Origin of the sequence: Mesorhizobium sp. B2-5-13 (assembly GCF_006440535.1) — a bacterium.
GTDB classification, from domain to species: domain Bacteria; phylum Pseudomonadota; class Alphaproteobacteria; order Rhizobiales; family Rhizobiaceae; genus Mesorhizobium; species Mesorhizobium salmacidum.
In genome coordinates, this window is record NZ_VFUI01000002.1 from 31682 (window position 1) to 53655 (window position 21974).

22 protein-coding genes are annotated in these 21974 nt (G+C 63.3%); 12 read left to right on the top strand and 10 right to left on the bottom strand.

Annotated elements, in window-relative coordinates; all coding sequences use genetic code 11:
• Positions 1-4 precede the first annotated feature (4 nt).
• Complete coding sequence (locus FJ434_RS03430; RefSeq protein WP_027145414.1) at positions 5-190, bottom strand: hypothetical protein; 186 nt, start codon at positions 188-190, stop codon at positions 5-7.
• Between the two features lie 110 nt (positions 191-300).
• Between FJ434_RS03430 and gcvA the strand changes: the two genes are divergently transcribed.
• The 9 genes from gcvA (at position 301) to FJ434_RS03475 (ending at position 10564) form a co-directional block, all read left to right on the top strand.
• Positions 301-1206, top strand: a complete 906-nt coding sequence (gene gcvA, locus FJ434_RS03435) for a transcriptional regulator GcvA (protein ID WP_140508271.1) — start codon at positions 301-303, stop codon at positions 1204-1206.
• Positions 1207-1462: 256 nt separating this feature from the next.
• A complete protein-coding gene (locus FJ434_RS03440; protein ID WP_140508273.1) occupies positions 1463-2773 on the top strand; it encodes a sugar ABC transporter substrate-binding protein in 1311 nt (436 codons plus the stop codon).
• A gap of 123 nt (positions 2774-2896) precedes the next feature.
• A complete protein-coding gene (locus FJ434_RS03445; protein WP_027145411.1) occupies positions 2897-3769 on the top strand; it encodes a sugar ABC transporter permease in 873 nt (290 codons plus the stop codon).
• Positions 3770-3977: 208 nt separating this feature from the next.
• Entirely contained in the window at positions 3978-4802 is an 825-nt protein-coding gene (locus tag FJ434_RS03450) for a carbohydrate ABC transporter permease (RefSeq protein WP_027145410.1), read from the top strand.
• A 50-nt stretch (positions 4803-4852) separates the two neighbouring features.
• On the top strand, positions 4853-5857 hold the full coding sequence (locus FJ434_RS03455; protein ID WP_140715420.1) for an ABC transporter ATP-binding protein: 1005 nt from the start codon (positions 4853-4855) through the stop codon (positions 5855-5857).
• 10 nt (positions 5858-5867) lie between these two features.
• Positions 5868-6638 carry an L-iditol 2-dehydrogenase gene (locus FJ434_RS03460; RefSeq protein ID WP_140748741.1) on the top strand — a complete coding sequence of 257 codons (771 nt, stop codon included), beginning with the start codon at positions 5868-5870 and terminating at the stop codon, positions 6636-6638.
• 165 nt (positions 6639-6803) lie between these two features.
• Positions 6804-8282: a mannitol dehydrogenase family protein gene (locus FJ434_RS03465; RefSeq protein WP_140508279.1), complete on the top strand. Its 1479-nt coding sequence runs from the start codon at positions 6804-6806 to the stop codon at positions 8280-8282.
• A 15-nt stretch (positions 8283-8297) separates the two neighbouring features.
• Complete coding sequence (locus tag FJ434_RS03470; RefSeq protein ID WP_140508281.1) at positions 8298-8981, top strand: HAD family hydrolase; 684 nt, start codon at positions 8298-8300, stop codon at positions 8979-8981.
• Complete coding sequence (locus FJ434_RS03475; RefSeq protein ID WP_140715428.1) at positions 8978-10564, top strand: FGGY-family carbohydrate kinase; 1587 nt, start codon at positions 8978-8980, stop codon at positions 10562-10564. The genes FJ434_RS03470 and FJ434_RS03475 overlap by 4 nt, the downstream gene beginning before the upstream one ends.
• Before the next feature lie 9 nt (positions 10565-10573).
• On the opposite strand, the gene ugpC is transcribed toward FJ434_RS03475, so the two are convergent.
• From ugpC to FJ434_RS03505, 6 genes are all read right to left on the bottom strand, one after another.
• Positions 10574-11659 (bottom strand): sn-glycerol-3-phosphate ABC transporter ATP-binding protein UgpC, encoded by a 1086-nt coding sequence (gene ugpC, locus FJ434_RS03480; RefSeq protein WP_140748744.1) that lies wholly within the window; start codon positions 11657-11659, stop codon positions 10574-10576.
• A 2-nt stretch (positions 11660-11661) separates the two neighbouring features.
• Positions 11662-12708, bottom strand: a complete 1047-nt coding sequence (locus FJ434_RS03485; protein WP_140748747.1) for an NAD(P)-dependent alcohol dehydrogenase — start codon at positions 12706-12708, stop codon at positions 11662-11664.
• A gap of 16 nt (positions 12709-12724) precedes the next feature.
• Positions 12725-13537, bottom strand: a complete 813-nt coding sequence (locus tag FJ434_RS03490; RefSeq protein ID WP_140748750.1) for a carbohydrate ABC transporter permease — start codon at positions 13535-13537, stop codon at positions 12725-12727.
• Positions 13534-14400 carry a sugar ABC transporter permease gene (locus FJ434_RS03495; RefSeq protein ID WP_140748753.1) on the bottom strand — a complete coding sequence of 289 codons (867 nt, stop codon included), beginning with the start codon at positions 14398-14400 and terminating at the stop codon, positions 13534-13536. Before FJ434_RS03495 ends, FJ434_RS03490 begins: the two co-directional genes overlap by 4 nt.
• Before the next feature lie 138 nt (positions 14401-14538).
• Entirely contained in the window at positions 14539-15810 is a 1272-nt protein-coding gene (locus FJ434_RS03500; protein ID WP_140748756.1) for an extracellular solute-binding protein, read from the bottom strand.
• Positions 15811-16051: 241 nt separating this feature from the next.
• A complete protein-coding gene (locus tag FJ434_RS03505; RefSeq protein WP_140748759.1) occupies positions 16052-16969 on the bottom strand; it encodes an AraC family transcriptional regulator in 918 nt (305 codons plus the stop codon).
• Positions 16970-17203: 234 nt separating this feature from the next.
• On the opposite strand from FJ434_RS03505, the gene FJ434_RS03510 reads away from it, so the two are divergent.
• From FJ434_RS03510 to FJ434_RS03520, 3 genes are all read left to right on the top strand, one after another.
• Positions 17204-18607 carry an MATE family efflux transporter gene (locus FJ434_RS03510; RefSeq protein ID WP_140748762.1) on the top strand — a complete coding sequence of 468 codons (1404 nt, stop codon included), beginning with the start codon at positions 17204-17206 and terminating at the stop codon, positions 18605-18607.
• A gap of 289 nt (positions 18608-18896) precedes the next feature.
• Positions 18897-19184: a hypothetical protein gene (locus tag FJ434_RS03515; protein ID WP_140508299.1), complete on the top strand. Its 288-nt coding sequence runs from the start codon at positions 18897-18899 to the stop codon at positions 19182-19184.
• A 100-nt stretch (positions 19185-19284) separates the two neighbouring features.
• Positions 19285-19470 carry a hypothetical protein gene (locus FJ434_RS03520; protein WP_023781604.1) on the top strand — a complete coding sequence of 62 codons (186 nt, stop codon included), beginning with the start codon at positions 19285-19287 and terminating at the stop codon, positions 19468-19470.
• Between the two features lie 329 nt (positions 19471-19799).
• Here the strand turns inward: FJ434_RS03520 and FJ434_RS03525 are convergent, their stop codons facing one another.
• From FJ434_RS03525 to FJ434_RS03535, 3 genes are read right to left on the bottom strand one after another with little or no spacing between them, the layout of a single operon-like run.
• Entirely contained in the window at positions 19800-20447 is a 648-nt protein-coding gene (locus FJ434_RS03525) for an amino acid ABC transporter permease (protein ID WP_140748765.1), read from the bottom strand.
• Positions 20444-21112 (bottom strand): amino acid ABC transporter permease, encoded by a 669-nt coding sequence (locus FJ434_RS03530; RefSeq protein WP_181165954.1) that lies wholly within the window; start codon positions 21110-21112, stop codon positions 20444-20446. Before FJ434_RS03530 ends, FJ434_RS03525 begins: the two co-directional genes overlap by 4 nt.
• Positions 21108-21917 carry a transporter substrate-binding domain-containing protein gene (locus FJ434_RS03535; RefSeq protein WP_140715442.1) on the bottom strand — a complete coding sequence of 270 codons (810 nt, stop codon included), beginning with the start codon at positions 21915-21917 and terminating at the stop codon, positions 21108-21110. Before FJ434_RS03535 ends, FJ434_RS03530 begins: the two co-directional genes overlap by 5 nt.
• Positions 21918-21974: the final 57 nt, after the last annotated feature.

Below are 21974 nucleotides of genomic sequence, written 5' to 3' on the forward strand. Positions count from 1 at the left end.
AAGGCTATTGGTGCCGGCCGAAAGGGTCGTTGCCGTCGAGAAAACCGAGGTCGCGCAGCAGATGCGGCGACAGGTCCCTGATATCAAGATGTGCCTTTTTTCGGGTCGCGAACCAGCCGAATCCGTCCACAAGCCACGAAATCCAGCGATGATCGGGAGCGGGAGTGCATTTTTGCTGCGCCATGGTCATGATCGTCAACCTTCGTTATCCTGAACCCGAATGACGGGTTGAGCATCAATGTCGGCCTTGCCGGCCGCCTTTGCCAATCGAACGTCGATAACGACCCATAAGGACGCCTTATGCCTGACCTCGGCGCGCCACAGCTTTCGCAACTCCCGCCGCTGCAGGCGATCCGGGTGTTCGAGGCGGTGGCGCGGCACCTTTCCTTCACCAAGGCCGCTGGTGAACTCGCCATGACGCAAGCGGCGGTCAGCTATCAGATCAAGGTGCTGGAAGAGCGCGTCGGCGCGCCGCTGTTCCTGCGCCGGCCGCGACAGATCGAACTCACGGAAGCCGGCCAACGCCTGGCGCCGGCCGTCAGCGAGGCCTTCGCCATTCTTAGCCAGGCCTATGCCGCCGCGCGCGGCGGCGCGGACGGGCTGCTATGTGTCACCACGGTGCTGACCTTTGCCTCCAACTGGCTGGCGCACCACCTCGGCGCGTTCCAGATCGCGCACCCGTCGCTTGCCGTGCGGCTCGAGACGTCGAGCCGGCTGACGGATTTCGCCCGCGAGGATGTCGACCTTGCCATCCGTTCGGGCGGTGGCAAATGGCCGGGGCTGGAAGCCCACAAGCTGCTCGATGCCGATTTCACGCCGATGCTGAGCCCGAAGCTCGCGGCGAGCATCGGCGGCATCAACGAACCGGCCGATCTGCTCAAGCTGCCGATCCTCGATCCCAGCGATATCTGGTGGACACAATGGTTCGAGGCCGCCGGTGTGCACAGCCATGACCTTGCCAGGCGTCCCGGCAGCAGCATGGGCGCGCAGGCATACGAAGCCAACGCGGCCATATCGGGTCATGGGGTGGCGATCCTGACCCGGGCGCTGTTCAAGTCCGAACTCGCGGACGGCCGGCTGATCCAGCCTTTCGACCTGGTCGGCGACGACGGGCACGCCTACTGGCTGGTCTACCCCGAGGCGCGCCGCAACGTGCCCAAGATCCGCGCCTTCCGTGACTGGCTGCTGGCCGAGATCGCCTGCTGACCGGCGGACAAGTTGACTGGCAGACAAGCTGACCGGCAGACCGGGCAAGAAAACCACATCTCGTTCAGGAGGCTTTCGGCCCTGCCGCCCGGATCCCAGGCGGTGGCAATCCGAGCCCTGTTGCCGATCGTCCGCCGCCATGCGCCGGGTTGCGTGCTGCGCTGCAGCATCGAATCCGGCTTGACATAATTCACACCAAGTGAGTAATTGCTCATAACCAAGGCAAATGCTCATCTTGGTTTATGGGAGGAATTTGATGAAACTTCGCACGCTCACCCTGGGCTTGTTGTCCGCCAGCGCGCTTGCGTTCGCCGCACACGCCGAATCCATCACCATCGCCACAGTCAACAATGGCGATATGGTCCGCATGCAGAAGCTGACCGACGACTTCACCAAGGCCAACCCCGACATTCAGCTCAACTGGGTCACGCTCGAAGAGAACGTGCTGCGCGAGCGCGTCACCACCGACATTGCCACCAAGGGCGGCCAGTATGACGTGATGACCATCGGCACCTACGAGGTTCCGATCTGGGCCAAGCAGAGCTGGCTCTTGCCGCTCGACAAGCTCGGCGACGACTACGACGCCAAGGACATCATCCCGGCCATTGCCGGCGGCCTCTCGGTCGATGGCAAGCTCTATGCCGCGCCCTTCTACGGCGAAAGCTCCTTCGTCATGTACCGCAAGGACCTGATGGAGAAGGCCGGCCTCAAGATGCCCGACGCGCCGACCTGGGACTTTGTAAAGCAGGCCGCCGATAAGATGACCGATCGCGCCAGTGGCGTGAACGGCGTCTGCCTGCGCGGCAAGGCCGGCTGGGGCGAGAACATGGCCTTCCTGACCGCCATGTCGAACTCGTTCGGCGCCCGCTGGTTCGACGAGAACTGGAAGCCGCAGTTCGATCAGCCCGAGTGGAAGAAGACGCTGCAGTTCTATGTCGACCTGATGAAGGCCGACGGTCCCGAGGGCGCCTCGTCCAACGGCTTCAACGAGAACCTGGCGCTCTTCCAGCAGGGCAAGTGCGGCATGTGGATCGACGCCACCGTGGCGGCGTCCTTCGTCTCCGACCCGAAGAACTCGACCGTCGCCGACAAGGTCGGCTACGCCCTGGCGCCCGATAACGGCCTCGGCAAGCGCGGCAACTGGCTGTGGGCGTGGTCGCTCGCGATCCCGGCCGGCACGCAGAAGGCCGACGCCGCCGAGAAGTTCGTCTCCTGGGCCACCAGCAAGCACTATGCCGAGCTCGTCGCATCGAAGGAAGGCTGGGCCAACGTACCTCCGGGCACGCGCTCCTCGCTCTATGCCAATCCCGAGTACCAGAAGGCGGCTCCGTTCGCCAAGATGACGCTGGACTCCATCAACGCCGCCGACCCGACGCATCCGACCGTCAAGCCGGTGCCCTATGTCGGCGTGCAGTTCGTCGCCATCCCTGAATTCCAGGGCCTTGGCACCACTGTCGGCCAGCTCTTCTCGGCGGCTCTTGCCGGTCAGTCGAGCGTCGACGATGCGCTGAAGCAGGCCCAGGACGCCGCGACCGCGGCGATGACCGAGGGCGGTTATATCAAGTAAGGCTCCTCCCGGTGCCGAATGCCGGCCGACGATCATGACCGGCAACGGCCGCCCGAAACCCAGTTCGGGCGGCCGCCTTCAACGCCTCTGATAATTCAGTTTGATCCTTGAAGGGTGACCGTCATGGCTACTCAGCAGACCCGTTCGCTTGCCCGATTCATGATGGCGCCATCCGTGGTGCTGCTGCTGGTCTGGATGGTTGTTCCGCTCGCTCTCACGCTGTGGTTCTCCTTCCAGCAGTACAATCCGCTTAATCCGATGCGCGATGGCTTCGTCGGCCTCTCGAACTACGCGCTGTTCTATTCCAACCCGGCTTTCCTGCAGTCGATCCTCAACACGCTTGTCCTGGTGGTCAGCGTGCTGCTGATCACGGTGATCGGCGGCATCCTGCTGGCGCTGCTCATCGATCAGCCGATGTGGGGCCAGGGGATCGTGCGCATTCTCGTCATCTCGCCGTTCTTCGTCATGCCGCCGGTGGCAGCGCTGGTGTGGAAGAACATGATCATGCACCCGCAATATGGCGTCTTCGCCGACATAGCCCGCTTCTTCGGCGCGCAACCGATCGACTGGTTCGGGCAGCATCCGATGACGGCGATCATCATCATCGTCGCCTGGCAGTGGCTGCCTTTCGCGACTTTGATCCTCCTGACCTCGCTGCAGTCGCTCGACGGCGAGCAGAAGGAGGCCGCCGAGATGGATGGCGCCGGCTTCATCAGCCGCTTCATCTATCTGACGCTGCCGCACATGTCCCGGGCGATTACCGTGGTCATCCTGATCCAGACGATCTTCCTGCTTTCCGTCTATGCCGAGATCCTGGTCACCACCAATGGCGGCCCGGGCTATGCCTCCACCAACCTGCCCTTCCTTGTCTACCAGAAGGCGTTGCTGGAGTTCAAAATCGGCCAGGCATCCGCGGGCGGTGTGATCGCCGTCATTCTCGCCAACATCGTCGCCTTCTTCGCCATGCGCGCCGTCGGCAAGAACCTGGACAAGTAAGGGAGGTCAAGATGGCACGTGCGCTGAACCACCCCCACTTCGTCCCGCTGCGCGGGACACCTCTCCCCCGGCCCGGGGGAGAGGAAATGCCTGCATCGAAGCTGCGCCCTTCCTCTACCCCGTCGATCGGGGGAGAGGTGGTTTGTGCAGCAAACCGGAGTGGGGGTCGACCCTGCCGCCACCATCGCCGATACGGGAGAACCTGATCATGGCACGCGCAGTCACCACCCAGCACAAGACAATCGCGACCGTCGCCGCCTGGATCGTCGCCCTGCTGATTTTCTTCCCGATCCTCTATACAATCATCACCTCGTTCAAGTCGGAACAGGAGGCGATCCAGGGCTTCAACCTGATCCCGTCGGGGACCTTCGAAAGCTATGCCGAAGTCCAGGCGCAGAGCGGCTATTTCAAGTTCTTCCTGAACTCGGTGCTGCTCTCCGTCGGCTCGACCATCCTGGCGCTGCTGGTCGCGATTCCGGCGGCTTGGTCGATGGCGTTTTCGCCGACCAAGCGGACCAAGGACATCCTCATGTGGATGCTGTCCACCAAGATGATGCCGGCGGTTGCCGTGCTGTTTCCGATCTACCTGATCTTCCGCAATCTCGGCCTGCTGGACTCGCGCATCGGCCTGATGGTCATGCTGATGCTGATCAACCTGCCGATCGTGGTGTGGATGCTCTACACCTACTTCCGCGAGATCCCCGGCGAGATCCTGGAAGCGGCTCGCATGGACGGCGCGTCGCTGTGGAACGAGATCATCTACGTGCTGACGCCGATGGCGGTGCCGGGCATCGCCTCGACCATGCTGCTCAACATCATCCTGGCCTGGAACGAGGCATTCTGGACCATCCGGCTGACCACCACGGACGCTGCTCCGCTGACCGCCTTCATCAGCTCCTTCTCCAGCCCGCAAGGCCTGTTCTGGGCCAAGCTTTCGGCGGCCTCGACGCTGGCCATCGCGCCGATCCTGATCATGGGCTGGTTCAGCCAGAAGCAGCTGGTGCGCGGCCTGACCTTTGGTGCGGTGAAGTAACGGAAATTGCCTGAAGCAATCGGCGAAAAATAGCTCTCGGGGAGGAAACCATGGGAAACATCACGCTCAAGAACGTCTCCAAATCGTTTGGATCGACGTCCATCATCCCCGGTCTCGACCTGGTGATCGAGAATGGCGAGTTCGTCGTCTTCGTCGGCCCGTCGGGCTGCGGCAAGTCGACATTGCTGCGGCTGATCGCCGGCCTCGAAGACACCAGCGGTGGCACCATCAACATCGATGGCCGTGACGTCACCGGCGAGGCGCCGGCCAAGCGCAAGCTCGCCATGGTGTTCCAGTCCTATGCGCTTTATCCGCACATGACGGTTGCCAAGAACATCGCCTTTCCGCTGAAGATGGCAGGCGAGGACCAGGCGACCATCGACAGGAAGGTGAAGGACGCGGCGCGCGTGCTCAATCTCACCAACTATCTCGAGCGCCGTCCCGGCCAGCTCTCCGGCGGTCAGCGCCAGCGCGTCGCCATCGGCCGCGCCATCGTGCGCCAGCCCTCGGCCTTCCTGTTCGACGAACCGCTGTCCAACCTCGACGCGGCACTGCGCGGCACCATGCGGCTCGAGATCAGCGAGCTGCACCACCAGCTCAAGACGACGATGATCTACGTCACCCACGACCAGGTCGAGGCCATGACCATGGCCGACAAGATCGTCGTCTTGAACGCCGGCAACATCGAGCAGGTCGGCTCGCCGATGGAGCTCTACAAGACGCCGCGCAACCTGTTCGTCGCCGGCTTCATCGGCTCGCCGAAGATGAACCTGATCGAGGGCGCGCCGGCTGACAAATACCGCGCCAAGACGATCGGCATCCGGCCCGAACATATGCAGATCTCGACCACGGCGGGCGACTGGAAGGCGACGGTCGGCGTTGCCGAGCATCTGGGCTCCGACACGTTTCTGCATGTCCAGGCCGATGGCGTCGGACCGCTGACGGTGCGCGCCGACGGCGAACTGGCCGTGCATCATGGCGACACGATCTACCTTACACCCGAAAAGGCCAAGCTGCATCGCTTCGGCGCTGACGGCAAGGCGATGGCCCAGTGAGGGTGGGGTAGTGAGGCTGAAGGGCAAATCGGCGCTGATCACCGGGTCGGCGCGCGGCATCGGCAGAGCCTTCGCCGAAGCCTATGTGCGCGAAGGCGCCACGGTGGCGATTGCCGATATCAACCTTGAAGCCGCCGAGAAAACGGCGGCCGCGATCGGCGACAACGCCTATGCCGTCAAGCTCGACGTCACCGACCAGGCATCCATCGAGGCTGCGGTCAAAGCGGTGGAGAGCAAAACCGGCGGTCTGGACATCCTGATCAACAACGCCGCTCTGTTTGACCTGGCGCCGATCGTGGAGATCTCTCGGGCGAGCTACGAAAAGCTTTTCTCCGTCAATGTCGCCGGCACGTTGTTCATGCTGCAGGCAGCCGCCCGCTCGATGATCGCGCGGGGCAAGGGCGGCAGGATCATCAACATGGCGAGCCAGGCCGGGCGTCGCGGCGAGCCGCTGGTCGCGGTCTACTGCGCCACCAAAGCCGCGGTCATCTCGCTGACGCAGTCGGCCGGGCTCGACCTGATCAAGCACCGCATCAATGTCAACGGCATCGCGCCCGGCGTCGTCGACAGCGACATGTGGGACGAGGTCGATGCCCTGTTCGCCAAATACGAGAACCGGCCGAAAGGCGAAAAGAAACGGCTGGTCGGCGAAGGCGTGCCGTATGGCCGCATGGGCAAGCCGGAAGACCTCGCAGGCATGGCCGTGTTTCTCGCCAGTGACGAGGCCGAATACATCGTCGCCCAGACCTACAACGTCGATGGCGGCCAATGGATGAGTTGAAAAGGACGAGTTGAGGGGGAAGGCGCTTCTCTCATTTCCTCCGGAGAAGACGCCACGGGGGCGGATGAGGGGCAGCATACTGGAAAACCAGGTGCGGCCCCTCATCCTCGCCCTCCCGAAGGAGGCGAAACAGTCGGGCTGCAAATCGGCCAAAGGGTAAAGCAGATGACCGTGAAACTCTCTTCCTCGAGCCTCGCCACGCTTCCGTCCAAGGTCGCAGGTCCGAACTATGACCGGTCGGCGTTGAAAGCCGGCATCGTGCATTTCGGTGTCGGCAATTTTCACCGCTCACATCAGGCCGTCTATCTCGACGACCTGTTCGGTCAAGGCGTCGGTCATGATTGGGCGCTGGTCGGCGCCGGCGTGTTCGACGGCGAGAAGATCGGCCGCGGCAAGCTCGAAGAGCAGGACTGGCTGACCACGGTTGTCGAGCAGGACGAGGGCCATATGAGTGCCCGCGTCACCGGCGCGATGATCGATTTCCTGATGCCGGGCGATGCGGCCGGTATCATCGATCGCCTTGCCGACCCGGCCATCAGGATCGTATCGCTGACCATCACCGAAGGCGGCTATTTCATCGATCCGGCCTCCGGCGTGTTCAATCCGACCCATCCCGATATCGTCGCCGACGCCCAGCCGGGCGCCACGCCGAAAACCGTATTCGGCATCATCCTGGCCGGGCTGGCGCGACGCCGCCAGGATGGCATCGTGCCGTTCACGGTCATGTCCTGCGACAACATCCCCCACAACGGCCATGTCACGTCGGATGGCGTTATCGGCCTCGCCCGCCTGATCGACGAGGATTTGGCGAGCTGGGTCAGCGACCACGTCGCCTTCCCGAACGCCATGGTCGACCGCATCACACCGGCAACCAGCGACCGTGAGCGCAAGATCCTTGCCGATGATTTCGGCCTCGAGGACAATTGGCCGGTGTTCTGCGAGCCGTTCCGGCAATGGGTGCTGGAAGACCATTTCACCGATGGCCGCCCGCCGCTGGAAAAGGTCGGCGTGCAGTTCGTCAGGGACGTCGCCCCTTACGAGCTGATGAAGATCCGCATCCTCAATGGCGGCCACGCCACCATCGCCTATCCGGCCGGGCTGATGGACATCCACTTCGTCCATGAGGCGATGCAGGAGCCGCTGGTGCTCGGTTTCCTCGACAAGCTCGAGCATGACGAGATCATCCCGACAGTGCCGCCGGTGCCGGACACGGTGCTGGAAGATTATTACCAGCTCATCGAGAAGCGCTTCTCCAATCCCAAGATCGGCGACACGGTGCGCCGCCTCTGCCTCGACGGCTCCAACCGCCAGCCGAAATTCATCATCCCGACCATCGCCGACCGGCTGAAGGCCGGCAAAGGCGTTGCCGGTCTGGCGCTGGAATCGGCGCTGTGGTGCCGCTACTGCTTCGGCACGACGGACAGCGGGGCGGTCATCGAGCCCAACGACCCGAGCTGGGACCGGCTGCAGGCAACGGCAAAGGCGGCAAAGGACGCGCCCGCCGCCTGGCTTGCCATGGACGATATCTATGGCGATGTCGGCCGCGCCACGGCCTTCGTCGACGCCTTCGTCCACGCGCTCAACGTGCTCTGGGCCAATGGCACCCGCGCCACGCTGACGCGCTACCTCGCCGGCAAGCTCTGAGAGCCAGCCGGCATCATGACGCCTGAACTGGTCATCTTCGACTGCGACGGCGTGCTGGTCGACAGCGAGGCGCTCTCCGTCTCGGCGCTGCTCGGCATGATCGAACTTGCCGGCGGCAGCGTCGGCGAAGACGCCGCCTACGAGCATTTCCTCGGCAAGAGCATGAAGAGCGTGCGCGAAATCCTCGGCCGCGACTTCGGCCTGGAGATCACCGATCAGCATCTCACCGCCATGCGCGTCGACCTCATGCGAAAGTTCCGTGAGGAGCTGAAGCCGATCGCCGGCGTCAAGGCGATGCTGCCGAAGCTCGGCCTGCCGTACTGCGTCGCTTCCTCCGGCACGCTGGAACGTATTCGTTACGCGCTCGACGTCACCGGCCTGCTCACGCTGATGGAGCCGCATCTGTTCAGCGCTGCCATGGTTGCCAGGGGCAAGCCGGCACCGGACCTTTTCCTCCACGCGGCCGCCGCCATGCGGGCGCAACCGAGAAATTGCCTGGTCATCGAGGACAGCCCGGCCGGCGTCGCGGCCGCGCTCGCGGCGGATATGCGCGTCTTCGCCTTCACCGGCGGCGCACACGCCGGCAATCCGGGATTGAAAGCGCGGCTTGCGTCGACCGAACCGGACTTTATATTCGCTGACATGCTGCAATTGCCCGATTTGATTGCAGGCCTGGAAGCGAGAGTTAGAGCATCTTGACGAAACAGTTTGTCTGCGCGGTCGATGTCGGCACCGGGAGCGCTCGCGCGGGCATTCTCGACGCCAGTGGTACCTTGCTTGGCCGCGCCGAGCGGCCGATCGCCATGAACCAGCCAAAGCCAGATCATGCCGAGCATGATTCACGCGATATCTGGGCCGCCGTCTGCACCGCCGTGCGTGCCGCGCGGGAAAAGGCCGGCGTCGCCGCCGAGCATATTGCCGGTATCTCCTTCGATGCCACCTGTTCGCTGGTCGTGCGTGACAGGCAGGGCGGCCAGCTCAGTGTGTCGACCAGCGGCGACAAGCGCTGGGACACCATTGTCTGGCTCGACCACCGTGCCATCGCCGAAGCCGACGAATGCACCGCGAGCGGCCACGAGGTGCTGAACTACATCGGCGGCGTTATGTCGCCCGAGATGGCGACGCCGAAGCTGATGTGGTTGAAGCGCAATCTGCCGAAGACGTGGAACGAAGCCGGCTATTTATTCGACCTGACCGATTTCCTGACCTGGCAGGCGACGGGCTCGCTGGCCCGCTCGCAATGCACGCTGACAGCGAAGTGGACTTATCTGGCGCACCAGGACACCGCGTGGCAGCGCGATTTCTTCGAACTCGTCGGCCTCGACGATCTTTTTGAGCACGGCAATCTGCCGGAACGGGCCAGTCCGGTCGGCGCCGATATCGGTCCGTTGACGGCGCAGGCAGCGGCAGAACTCGGTCTGACCGAAAACTGCCGCGTCGGCGCGGGCGTCATCGATGCCTATGCCGGGGCGCTTGGCGTGCTCGGTGGCTTTGCCGGCGACGACCAGAATATCGGTCGCCATCTGGCGCTGATCGCCGGCACCTCATCCTGCGTCATGGCAATGTCGCCCGATCCGCAGCCTTTCGCCGGTGTCTGGGGCCCCTATTACGGCGCCGCACTGCCGAAGCTGTGGCTGTCGGAAGGCGGTCAGTCGGCGACCGGGGCGCTGCTCGACCACATCATCCGCTGGCACGGCGCCGGCGGCGAGCCGAATGCGGCCATGCATGCCAGGATCGCCGCGCGCGTCGCCGAACTGCGCGCCGCCGAGGGCGAGAGCCTTGCCGACCGGCTGCATGTGCTGCCGGATTTCCACGGCAACCGCTCGCCGCTTGCCGACCCACATGCCGTTGGCGTCGTCAGCGGGCTGACGCTGGATTCGTCCTTCGACAGCCTGTGCAAGCTTTACTGGCGCACCGCCGTCGGCATCGCGCTCGGCGTGCGCCATGTGCTGGAGGCGCTGAACGAGAACGGCTATCTGATCGACACGCTGCATGTCACCGGCGGCCACACCAAGAACCCGCTTTTGATGGAGCTCTATGCCGACGCCACCGGCTGCACGGTGGTCGAGCCGCTGGCCGACGAGGCGGTGCTGCTCGGCACCGGCATGGTGGCGGCGACCGCCGCCGGGCTTTTCCCCGATCTCAACGCCGCCTGCCTTGCCATGCAGCAGGGTGGCAAGACACGCGCCGCCAATCCGGCGGCCGGCGTCCGCTTCGATCGCGACTACCGGATTTTCCTGGAAATGCACCGGCAGCGGCAGATGCTTGACGCGATCCGGTAGGCTTTTACGCTATTGCCTGCGCAGGGACGCGCCCGATGTCGCGTCGAACAGGTGAATGTCATTCTCCTCGAATGTATAGCGGACGGGAGCACGCACTACCGGGCAGTCGCGTGCCGGAACGAGCGCGCTGATTTCCTTGCCGCCGGAGCCGAATGTCACCAGCGCGTCATTGCCGTGGAATTCGATGAGATCGGCGGTGCCTTGCAATAGGCTGGCGGCGCCGACACCGGCCGTCTTCAGGTCCGGGGGCCGGATGCCCAGCACAGCGCGAGCGCCCGGCTGGAGATGAAAGCCCGCCCCGTCTATCGAAAGCACCGTCCCGGCGCCGGTCAGCGTCCAGCCGTTCCCTGCCCGGCCGACCGTCACATCGATAAAATTCATGTTCGGCGTGCCGATGAAACCGGCCACGAAAATATTGCCCGGCCGCCCGTAGATTTCCGCCGGCGAGCCGATCTGCTCGATGATGCCATCCTTGAGCAGCACGATACGGTCGGCGAGCGTCATCGCCTCCAGCTGGTCGTGCGTGACATAGACGGTGGTGGTCTTCAGCGACTGGTGCAGCCGCGCGATCTCGACGCGCATATGGTTGCGCAATTTGGCGTCGAGATTGGACAACGGCTCGTCGAACAGGAACACCTTGGGCGTCTTGATCATGGCCCGCGCGATCGCCACGCGCTGCTGCTGGCCGCCGGAGAGTTCGGCTGGCTTACGGCCGAGATAGGGGTCGAGCCCAAGCGTCCTCGACACCGCTTCGACCCGCTTGCGGATCTCGGGCGCCGGGACCTTCTGGCGCCGCAGCCCGAAGGCGATGTTGTCGAAAATGCTCATGTGCGGGTAGAGCGCGTAGTTCTGGAACACCATGGCGATACCGCGGTCGCCCGGATTGAGGTCGTTGACCACCTTGCCGCCGATCGATACCTCGCCGCCGCTGATGTCCTCCAGCCCCGCCAGCATGCGCAGCAAGGTCGACTTGCCGCAGCCGGACGGGCCGAGGAACACGACGAATTCGTGCTCCTCGATCGAGAGATTGAGATCGCGGATCACTGTGGTGGCGCCATAGGCTTTGTCGACATGGGAGCAAACGATCGCGGACATGGTCAGTCCTTTTCACCGGTAAGCAGGATCTGCAGCTTGACGTCCTGCGGGTTGCCTTCGGCGGCCCGTTCGAACGCCTTGATGCTGTCGGCGAAATCATAGGTTCCGGTGATCAGCGGCTTGAGGTCGACCTTGCCGGAGGCGATGAGCTGCAGGGCGCGGTCGAAGATGTTGGCATAGCGGAACACCGTCTCGATGCGCACTTCCTTCGAGATCGCCGCCGGCACATTGAGGGCCACCGGTTCCACCGGCAGCCCGACCAGCACCACCGCGCCACCTGGCCGCACGACGTCGAACAGATCGGCGAAAGCCTTGGCGCTGCCGCTCGCCTCGAAGACGATGTCGGCACCCCAATTGTCGGTAGCTGCCGCGACGGCATCGACCAGCGACTGCTCGCCGACATTGACCGGCACGATGCCGGCATATTGCTCGGCGATCCTCAGCTTGGGCGCGGAAAAATCGGAAATCAGCACTTTCGAACAACCGCCAGCAAGGGCGGCAAGGGCGACCATGATGCCGATCGGGCCGCAGCCGACGACGACGGCGACATCGCCCGGGACGATGCGGGCGCGGCTAGCCGCCTGCATCCCGATGGCGAAGGGCTCGACCATCGCGCCCTCGGCGAAGGAGACATTGTCCGGCAGCTTGTAGGTAAAGGCGGCCGGGTGCACGGCATAGGGAGCAAGGATGCCATGCACCGGCGGGGTCGCCCAAAAAGTGACGTCGGGGTCGACATTGTAGATGCCGAGCTTTGTCGCGCGCGACGACAGATTCGGTACACCCGGCTCCATGCAGACGCGGTCGCCGACCTTTAGACTCCTGACATTGGCGCCGACCTCGACGATTGTGCCCGCAGCCTCGTGGCCGAGCACCATCGGCGCCCGCACGACATAGCTGCCGATGGCGCCATGCGTGTAATAATGCACGTCGCTGCCGCAGACGCCGACCGTGTGGATGGCGATCCTGACATCGTCGGGGCCGACATCGAGCGGCAACGCGATCTCGCGCAGCGACAATTCACCTTTTTTCTCAAGCACCAAAGCCCGCATCGGGTAAGTCCTCACTTCAAGTCTTTTTTTGCCGGAAAACAGAATTCAGGAAGCCGCTGAGCACGCCGAGGAACAGCAGCGGCGGCAGCGACAGGAGCACGACCGAGGCGTTGAGAATGCCCCACGGCACGTTCATGCCTTGCTGGGAGAGTTCGGAGGCGACGATCGGCAAGGTCTTGGCGTTGGAACTCGACAGCATCAGCGCGATCAGGAATTCGTTCCAGACCAGCACGAAGCTGAAGGCGACCGCGCCGATCAGCGAGCGCGCAGCCACGGGCAGCGCGATCCGCCAGAACACCGAATAGGCGCCGTAGCCGTCGACGAAGGCGGCTTCCTCGATCTCCTTCGGCACGCCTTGAAAGGCTGGAATGGCGAGCCACATGATCACCGAGATGGTGAGCAGTGAATAGGTGACGATCAGCGCCGGCAGCGTATCGTAGAGACCGAGTTGCAGCCAGATCACCATAAGCGGGATCGCCACCGCCACCGGCGGCAGGAAGCGCAGCGACAGCACGAAGAACTGGATGTCGCCGGCCCAGCGGTTGGGATAACGCGCCACCGCGTAAGCCGCGGGCAAACCGAGCACGACGCCGATCAGTACGGCTGTGCCGCAAGCGACGACCGAATTGTAGAGGCCGGTGACGACGCTGTCGCGGCCAAGTATGTAGCTGATGTTGGCAAGCGTCGGTGTGAACACCAGGCGGGGAACGCGGGTGATGATATCCACGCTGTTCTTCAGCGAATTGAGCGCTGTCCATAGCAGCGGAAACACCGCGAGGAAGCCGGCGAAGGCCAGGACGGCCTTGGCGATGATGCGGTCGAGCCTCATGCCTGCACCCGCTTCCACAGCATGGTGAAGGTGATGACGGTGGCGATCATCATCAGCACGGCCATCGCCGAGGCATAGGAAACCTTGCCGGATTCGATGAAGCCTTGCGAGAAGGCGTACATGTCGAGCGTTTCGGTCGCGACCCCCGGCCCGCCGCGGGTCATCACATAAATCAGGTCGAAGGAGCGCAGCGACTCGATCATCTTGACGAACATCAGGCTGATCAGCGGCGCCTTCAGCATCGGCAAGGTGACATAGGCATGGATCTGCCAGCGCCGGGCATGGTCGAGCCGGGCCGCCTCGATCGGCTGCGGCGGCAAGGTTTCCAAGAGCTTCAGCACGATGACCGCGAAGAACAGGCCCCACTGCCAGACATCGACCGAAGCGACGGCGAACAGCGCCGTCGACGGCTTGGACAGCGGGTCGAAGATCAGCCCGCCGGTCAGCAGCCGGTAGGGATAAGTGGCGATGCCATAGAGCGGATGATAGGCGAACTTCCACACGAAGGCCGCCGACACGCGCGGCAACAGCACCGGAATGATGAACAGCAGACAGTAGAGGTTGCGCAGGCGCGGCGAGGCGACCTCGAACATCAGCACGCCGAGCCCGATCGCCACCACCATCGTCGCGACGACAGTGACGACCTCCCACTTTACCGACACCCAGACAGCGTTGAGGAAGCGGCGGTCGGAGAACAGGTCGACAAAATTCGACAACCAGACCCAGGAATAGGCAGCCGAGCTCAGCTCGCGGTTCTGCAGCGCGATGATGATCGCGTAGAGCGTCGGCACCATCGACAGGATCAGCAGAATGACTAGTGTCGGCACGACAAAGGTGACCGGCAGGGATGAACGTCGAGGCATTGGTCTCAGGCCTTGCTGTGTCTCTGATATCTGGACATGGCGGAACCCGCGCGCGGGACAGGGCAGGCCCTCCTGCGGCACACAGGTCCCGGCATTCCCAGGGAATGCCGCGAACCGCGCGCCGCAAGAGGGAGGGGCCTATTTCTTCACCAGCTCATTGGCGTAGGCCTCGAGCTCGTTGAGGCTGCCCTTGACGTCGGTGCGTGTGCCGGCAATCAATTCCTCGAGGATGATGCCCCAGCGGTCGCCGAGATCCGGCCAGCGCGGATCCTGCCAGAAGTTCACCGCCGTGACTTTGCCGGTTTCGGCAAGCGCCTGGCCGAGATCGGCGCCGTAGATGTCGGCGAACTCCTTGCTGGACAGGATGCTGGTGCGGTTCAGCTCACCGAACTGGTGGGCGTCGAGCCGGCGCTTCTCATTTTCCTTCGAGGTTGCCCAGGCGATGAACAGGCCGGCGCATTTCTTCGAAGCGTCGTCGGCATTGGCCTTCGCCGCGATGGCGAGGCCGTGGCCGTAACCGCCGCCGGGAAGCGGCGAGGGCGGCGGCAGGAAGCCGATCTTGCCGACCACTTGCGAGGTCTTCGGGTCGACCGCCATGCCCGAAAGCGGCGTCGATTCGACGAGGATCGCGACCTGGCCCGACAGGAAGGCGCCGGTCGATTCGTCCCAGCTGCCGGTCTGGGTCCCCGGTGCCGAATCCCTGAACAGCTTCAGATAGGCCTCGGTCGCCTTGACGGCTGCGTCCGAATTGAAGGCCGGCTTGTCGCCGTCGAACCACTTGCCGCCATAGGCCTTGAAGAACGGCATCCAGCGCCAGACATTGGCGCCCGACCCGCGCGCGCCGCGCAGCGCGATGCCGTACATGCCCTTGTCGGCATTGGTCAGCTTCGGCACGTCGGCGATCAGCTCGTCCAGCGTCTTGGGCGGCTGGATGCCGGCGGCTTCCAGCACGTCCTTGCGGTAGACCATCAGGTCGCCGCCGCCGGTCAGCGGCGCGAACCAGACCTTGCCGTCATAGGTGGCGACCTTCTGGCGGCCCGGATCGAAGTCGGCATAGTCGTAATCAGCCGGATAATAATCGGTCAGCGGCACGATCCACTTCGACGAGGCGAAAAGCGCCACATTGGCTTCATCGACATAGTAGACGTTGTAGTTGCCGACGGTGGACGCGTCCGCGCGCGACTTGGCGCGGCGGTCGTTTTCGTTCAGGTAATCGATCTTGAAGCTCGCGCCGGAGAGCTTCTCGAACTCGGCCTTGGAGTCCTCCAGAAGCGTCAGGCCATCGCGGGGCTGCGCCAGCACCTTGACCGGTGCCGAGCAGACCGGCGCCTGCGCCAAGGCTAGGGTTGAAACGGTAGTGGAAAGCACGAAAGCTGCGCCAAGGCTGGCAGCGAGCCGAACTGGTTTCATGATCTTTTCTCCTCCAGGAATACGTCGCAGGAAGCGCAGGTCCTCGGGTTACGCGATCCTCACCATCGCCCGAACGACATGCCACCCATCGCCAAAATGCGCAGTTGCGTTGGGCGACGCTAGAAGCCCCGTTGCAGCTGACCTGTACTTTTATGCATTGTGCAGCGCAAAAAACTGCGCCCAAGTACGGAGCGCGTCACATGAGTATCGATCTGGTCCAAAACGATGATTCAAGATGCGCTTATGCGCGCATCGCCAGACGCTGCCGCGACAGCTTGCGATAGGATGACGGCGTTATCTTGTGCTTGCGCAGGAAGGCGCGGTTGAAGTTGGAGATGTTCATGTAGCCGACCTGGAAACAGATGTCGGTGATCGGAATATCGGTGTCGGCCAGGAGCTTGCACGCCTGCCACAGCCTGAGCTTGGCAAGATGGTCGCTGAAGGAGTTGCCGGTGTTCTTCTGGAAGAAGCGCGAGAAGGTGCTTTCGCTCATGCCGGCCAGCTCGGCCACCTCAGGCAGCTTCAGATCTTCGGCGAAATGCTGGAACAGATAGGTCAGCGTGCGCTGGACGATGTCGAGCGACGCGGCGTCGAGGACCGGCTGGAAGTCCGGCGACGACAACAGCTCATACTCGTCGGTCCTGGCCAGAAGATCGATCAGTTCGAGGAACAGGCAGAACCGGGCCAACCCATGCACCGTGCCCATCCGCTCCATGAGCGCGGCGCCTTCAAGCGCGGTCCCGCCGTGGAAGACGATGCCGCGCAGAGACCGTTCCAGGAACGGCTCCAGTTCGCGCAGTTCGGGCAGCATGTCAGCCGACCCGCGCAGCCGCTCGGGATCGAATTGCAGCACGATGTCGCGGCCATCGATCAATTCGCCCGGCTGCACCGCGGTGACCCAGTCATGCGGCAGGCCGCCGCCGACGATGGTGAGGTAGCCCGGCCCGAACTCGCCGATATGGTCACCGACGAGGACCACGCCGGAGGATTTCCGCAGCAGATGGATCTCGTACTCCGGGTGGAAGTTCCAGACATTGCGCTCCCAGGGATAGTCGTCCAGCCGCCACAGGAAACTGTCGTTCGCCTCGGTGACGATATGCTCGAAGGAAGGCGCCGTGCGCGGGATCGCTGCCGTGTTCTTTCTGCGTCTGAACGCCATCCTGCCTCCCACAATTCGCCGGTTGCCGATGTCTGATCCGTAGCAGTCCCTGGCCGGCAAGGGAACGAGGCGGCGGTTCCCGGGCAAGGCGCTGGCTCAATCTGTTCTGACGCCTCCTCCCTTGCCTTCATGTCGCATTTCGTTCAATAGACGGCGCAAACGGTGCCATTTCGTGCCGTTGCTGTGCGGCTTCCGGGCGTGGCCCGACGCGCCGTGTTCTGAAAGAGCAGGACAATGTCTGCGATCGAAGCCGGCGCTCGCGCGCCGGAAAATCTTTGGCGTCGGGAAATCAGGGCGACGCTGGCGCTGGCCTGGCCGATGGTGCTGACCAATCTCGGCCAGACGGCGATGACCGCCACCGACGTCATGATGATGGGGCGCCTCGGCGCGGACACGCTGGCCAGCGGCGCGCTTGGCGCCAACCTCTATTTCATGCCGCTGATCTTCGGCCTCGGCCTGATGCTGGCGACCTCGCCGATGATCGCCACCGAGCTTGGCCGCCGCCGCCACTCAGTGCGCGATCTGCGCCGCACCGTGCGCCAGGGCCTGTGGCTGGCGATCCTGATCGCGATCCCGATCTGGCTTGTGCTTTGGCACGGCGAGGCCATTCTGCTGGCCATGGGGCAGGAGCCCGCGCTGGCGCATCAGGCCGGCATCTATCTGCGCTGGCTGGAGTGGGCGGTGCTGCCCTTCTACGGCTATATCGTGCTGCGTTCGTTCATCTCGGCGCTGGAGCGGCCGGGTTGGGCGCTGATCATCGTTTTCGTCGCCGTCGCCTGCAACGCCTTCTTCAACTGGCTGTTCATGTTCGGCAATCTCGGTGTGCCGGCCATGGGCATCGCCGGCTCCGGTCTTGCCACCTCGCTGTCCAGCACGCTGATGTTCGTCGGCATGGCTGTCGTGGTGATGCTGGAGAAGAAATTCCGGCGCTACCATCTGTTCGGCCGTTTCTGGCGGTCCGACTGGCCGCGCTTCAAGGGCCTGCTGCGGCTCGGATTGCCGATCGCCGGCATCCTTGCCTTCGAGGTGACGATCTTCAACGCGGCAGCCCTGCTGATGGGCCTGATCGACGCGGATTCTCTGGCCGCGCACGCGATCGCCATCCAGATCGCCTCGATCTCCTTCATGGTGCCGCTCGGCCTCAACCAGGCGGTGACGGTGCGGGTCGGGCTCGCGCATGGCGCCGGCAATCCCGAGGGCGTCTCGCGCGCCGGCTGGACCGCCTTCGTCATCGGCGTCTCGTTCATGGCGCTGATGGGACTGGTGATGGTGCTTTGGCCGCATCTCCTGATCAGCGCCTTCATCGACCTCGGCAATCCGGCCAATGCCAGGGTGATCGCGCTTGCCGTGTCGTTCCTGGTGTTTGCTGCCCTGTTCCAGGTCTTCGACGGCGCGCAGGCGGTTGCCGCCGGCATGCTGCGCGGCCTGCACGACACCAAGGTGCCGATGATCTATGCCGCGATTGGTTATTGGGGCGTCGGCCTGCCGCTTGGGGTGCTGCTGGCCTTCCATTTCGGCTTCCATGGCGTCGGCATCTGGATCGGCCTGTCGTCGGGACTGGCCGTGGTGGCGGCCCTGCTCCTGGCACGCTGGCTACGGCGCGACCGCATCGCGCCGTCGCTGGCGCTCGGGCAATGAACGCAAGACGTCCGTCGGTTCGGCGGTCGCTCGTCCCAACATTGTAGCGCATCAAATGGCGCCTTCAGAACTGCCGCGAAACGACCGCTGGGCACGAAGGTCCGGTCGGCGGCTGGACGAGCAACGGCAGGACTTCGGTTCAGGCTGAGTCTCCGCGCCCTTGGCGTCCAAACTGCATTCCCGGAATAGAATTCCATCTTTCGACGCAGGCGGGCAACCTTTCCTGCACGATGACGTTTCGAGGGATGATCGTTGCATACGATCAACGTAAAGCGTGAGGAGATGAGAAATGAACTTCAAAATGCTCACTATGAGCGCGATGGCGATCGCAATGATAACTGGATCGGCTCTGGCCGCTTCCAGCGGCGGGACCTCCGCGCTCGACGACCCGGCAAAGATGTCGCCGTTCTTCACCGATGCCGGCATGAAAACACTCAGGTCGGAAGCGGATTTCAAGACCGCATGGATGTCCATGAAGCCAGATGAACAGAAGGCGGTGTTGAAAGACTGCGGCGACGCCACGATCAACAAGTCGCATGCGGATTTCTGCGCGATGGCCAAGAAGATGGGTGGCTGAATTTGGGGGAAAGGCGGCCGTTTCGCGCCGCCTTTTGGCCACAGACGCCGTTTGAAGGTACCGGTAAGAGCGCCTATGGTGCCTCGAATGGAGGCGGCGAATGGCGTTCACCGTTATTTGGTATGGAAGACAGGGCATCATCGACAAGGTGATCTTTGACGCCGAAAAGGTGGCAAAAGATCACGCAATCTCCATGTTTCAGACCCGAAGGGGTGACGAGGGGATCATTTGCGTTGAAGTTCGCAAGGACAATGGCACTGTCGTCTTCAGCCATGCTGAAAATTAGGATGGCTACTTACCTAACAGACTCATCGAAGCCAACATGTCCGTCACATCGCCAACAATGTGACAGGACCGATTGTGGTGGTATCGCCCTGGATCCAACTCCACTGCCAACGCGAATAATTGGCCGAGCTCGAAGACCACCCCGATGCCGTCGTAATCTCCCGCCTAGTTGACCGTCCGCTCTAAGGAACTCGCAGATGTCGTCTGAACGGCTGGGATGCGGCGCAAAGCTGTCATCCGTGCCCAAATGGAGCATTCAAGCGCTCTAACAGCACACAGCTTCCCAGCTTGCGGTCGCGTCGATGTTGGTCAACACAACATGCTCGCGGTTCAGCGCGTCAATGTCTGCTTCTCTAGCGACCGCGCATATTGCGTCAGCGGGAAGCACATGACGAAGAAGATCAGCGCCACCAGCCCATAGACCTTGAATGGTTCGAAGGTGGCGTTGTTGATGGCATTCGAAGTCCGCACCAATTCCTCGAAGCCGATGATCGAGGTCAGCGCGGTCGATTTGATCAGCTGCACCAGGAAGCCGACCGTCGGCGCGCGTGTGATCGAGAACGCCTGGGGCAGGATGATCAGCCTGAGTTCCTGCAGATAGTGCAGGCCGAGGCTGGCGCCGGCGTCCCACTGGCCCAATGGCAGCGCATCGACACCGGAGCGCCAGATTTCGGCGAGATAGGCGCTGGCGAAGAAGGTCAGGCCGAGCACCGCCGCGGTCCAGGGCTCGATGCGCAGGCCGAGCATCGGCAGGCCGAAGAACATCAGGAAGAGCTGCATCAGAAGCGGCGTTCCCTGGAACAGGGCGATGTAGCCGGAGGCAAGGCGCCGGCTCCATTTGTTCTTGGCGATCCTCAGGAACAGCACCGCCATTCCGACCAGCGCGCCGCCGACGAAGGCGGCCAGCGACAAAAGCACCGTCCAGCGCGCGGCAAGCAGAAGGTTGCGCACGATGTCCCAGAGCGTGAACTCGATCATGACACGCCCGCTCCGAGCGCGCGGCGTCCGCCTGACACCAGCAGCCGCCGCAAGGCCATTGACATCAAGAGATAGACCAGCGTCACGACGAAATAGGTCTCGAACGAGCGAAAAGTGCGCGCCTGCAGCATGTCGGCCTCATAGGTCAGCTCGCGCACCGCGATCTGCGACACCACGGCGGATTCCAGCATCATGATGACGATCTGGCTGGTCAGCGCGGGATAGATGATCTTGAGCGCCTGCGGCAGCACGATCTTGATGAATACCTGGCGCGGCCTCAGCCCGAGCGCCAGCGCCGCTTCCGTCTGCCCGTTCGGCACCGCGTCGAGCCCGGCGCCGACGATCTCGATCGTGTAAGCCGCCATGTTGAGCGTCATCGCCAGCATGGCGGCCAGGATCGGGTCAAGCCTGATGCCGAGGCTCGGCAGGCCGAAGAAGATGAAGAACAGCTGCACAAGGAACGGCGTGTTGCGCATCACCTCGACATACCAGGCGATGGCCCGGCGCAGCAGCGCGGGGCCATTTCGCCGCCCGGCAGCACCGAGGATGCTGAGCAGCGTTCCCGCCAGCGTGGTGACGGCGATCAAAAGGATCGTCGTCGCCGCGCCGTGCGCGATGTCGCCCACGGCACCTGGAAGCCAGCCGAAGGCCACGGCAAACTCAATCCTTGAGGTTGTCGGGGTTGAGGGGCGTCTTCAGCCAGGCCTTCGAGCTTTCGTCCAGCTTGCCGTCGGCCAACATTTTGGCGACGGCGTCGTTGACCGCCTTCTTGAGGGCGTCCTCGTTCTTGTTGAGGCCGATATGCGAGGGCGAGGTCAGAAGCTGGAACTTCTGCTCGGGCTTGAGCACGTCCTGCTTGGCCAGCACCTGCGCGCCGACGTCGTTGCCGACGACCATCAGCTGGGTCTGGCCGGAGATGAAGGCCTGGATCACCGAATTATAGTTGTCGAAGCGCTTGATGTCGGCCGATGCGGGTGCTGCCTCGGTGAGCGAGGTATCTTCCAGCGTGCCGCGATTGACGGCGATCGACTTGCCGGCAAGATCTTCCTTGCCTTTGACCGACATCGCCGCCGGACCGATCACCGCGATGTAATAGGGCGCGTAGGCGGCGGCGAAGTCGATGACCTGCTCGCGCTCCTTCGAGTAGCCGACGCTCATCAGGATATCGACCCGATGATCGTTCAAATAGGGGATGCGGTTCTGGCCGGTGACGGCGATCGGATTGAGCTTCACCTTGAGCGTGTCGGCGATGTACTGCGCGACGTCCATGTCATAGCCCTTGAGGCTCATGTCGGCGCTGGCCGAGGAGAAGGGCGGGAAATCGGCGAAGACGCCGACATTGATGGTGCCGGCCTTGGTGATATCGGCCAGCGCGTCAGCCTTGGCCGCCTGTGTGCCAAGGCTGAAACCTGCCGCGCCCAGGACCAGGACGGCGGCGATGGATGATTTGAATGTCGAGCGGATTGTCATTGTCATTCCCCTTCTGGAAGCTTTTTGATTGTTTGGGCCGGCCGCCGGCTCCAGCAC

Coding starts and splice junctions, on each gene's coding strand:
- FJ434_RS03500 (WP_140748756.1), bottom strand. CDS start 15,810: ATGAAACCAGTTCGGCTCGCTGCCAGCCTTGGCGCAGCTTTCGTGCTT.
- FJ434_RS03495 (WP_140748753.1), bottom strand. CDS start 14,400: ATGCCTCGACGTTCATCCCTGCCGGTCACCTTTGTCGTGCCGACACTA.
- FJ434_RS03490 (WP_140748750.1), bottom strand. CDS start 13,537: ATGAGGCTCGACCGCATCATCGCCAAGGCCGTCCTGGCCTTCGCCGGC.
- FJ434_RS03430 (WP_027145414.1), bottom strand. CDS start 190: ATGACCATGGCGCAGCAAAAATGCACTCCCGCTCCCGATCATCGCTGG.
- FJ434_RS03515 (WP_140508299.1), top strand. CDS start 18,897: ATGAACTTCAAAATGCTCACTATGAGCGCGATGGCGATCGCAATGATA.
- FJ434_RS03470 (WP_140508281.1), top strand. CDS start 8,298: ATGACGCCTGAACTGGTCATCTTCGACTGCGACGGCGTGCTGGTCGAC.
- FJ434_RS03450 (WP_027145410.1), top strand. CDS start 3,978: ATGGCACGCGCAGTCACCACCCAGCACAAGACAATCGCGACCGTCGCC.
- FJ434_RS03445 (WP_027145411.1), top strand. CDS start 2,897: ATGGCTACTCAGCAGACCCGTTCGCTTGCCCGATTCATGATGGCGCCA.
- FJ434_RS03455 (WP_140715420.1), top strand. CDS start 4,853: ATGGGAAACATCACGCTCAAGAACGTCTCCAAATCGTTTGGATCGACG.
- FJ434_RS03485 (WP_140748747.1), bottom strand. CDS start 12,708: ATGCGGGCTTTGGTGCTTGAGAAAAAAGGTGAATTGTCGCTGCGCGAG.
- FJ434_RS03525 (WP_140748765.1), bottom strand. CDS start 20,447: ATGATCGAGTTCACGCTCTGGGACATCGTGCGCAACCTTCTGCTTGCC.
- FJ434_RS03520 (WP_023781604.1), top strand. CDS start 19,285: ATGGCGTTCACCGTTATTTGGTATGGAAGACAGGGCATCATCGACAAG.
- ugpC (WP_140748744.1), bottom strand. CDS start 11,659: ATGTCCGCGATCGTTTGCTCCCATGTCGACAAAGCCTATGGCGCCACC.
- FJ434_RS03535 (WP_140715442.1), bottom strand. CDS start 21,917: ATGACAATCCGCTCGACATTCAAATCATCCATCGCCGCCGTCCTGGTC.
- FJ434_RS03465 (WP_140508279.1), top strand. CDS start 6,804: ATGACCGTGAAACTCTCTTCCTCGAGCCTCGCCACGCTTCCGTCCAAG.
- FJ434_RS03505 (WP_140748759.1), bottom strand. CDS start 16,969: ATGGCGTTCAGACGCAGAAAGAACACGGCAGCGATCCCGCGCACGGCG.
- FJ434_RS03440 (WP_140508273.1), top strand. CDS start 1,463: ATGAAACTTCGCACGCTCACCCTGGGCTTGTTGTCCGCCAGCGCGCTT.
- gcvA (WP_140508271.1), top strand. CDS start 301: ATGCCTGACCTCGGCGCGCCACAGCTTTCGCAACTCCCGCCGCTGCAG.
- FJ434_RS03510 (WP_140748762.1), top strand. CDS start 17,204: ATGTCTGCGATCGAAGCCGGCGCTCGCGCGCCGGAAAATCTTTGGCGT.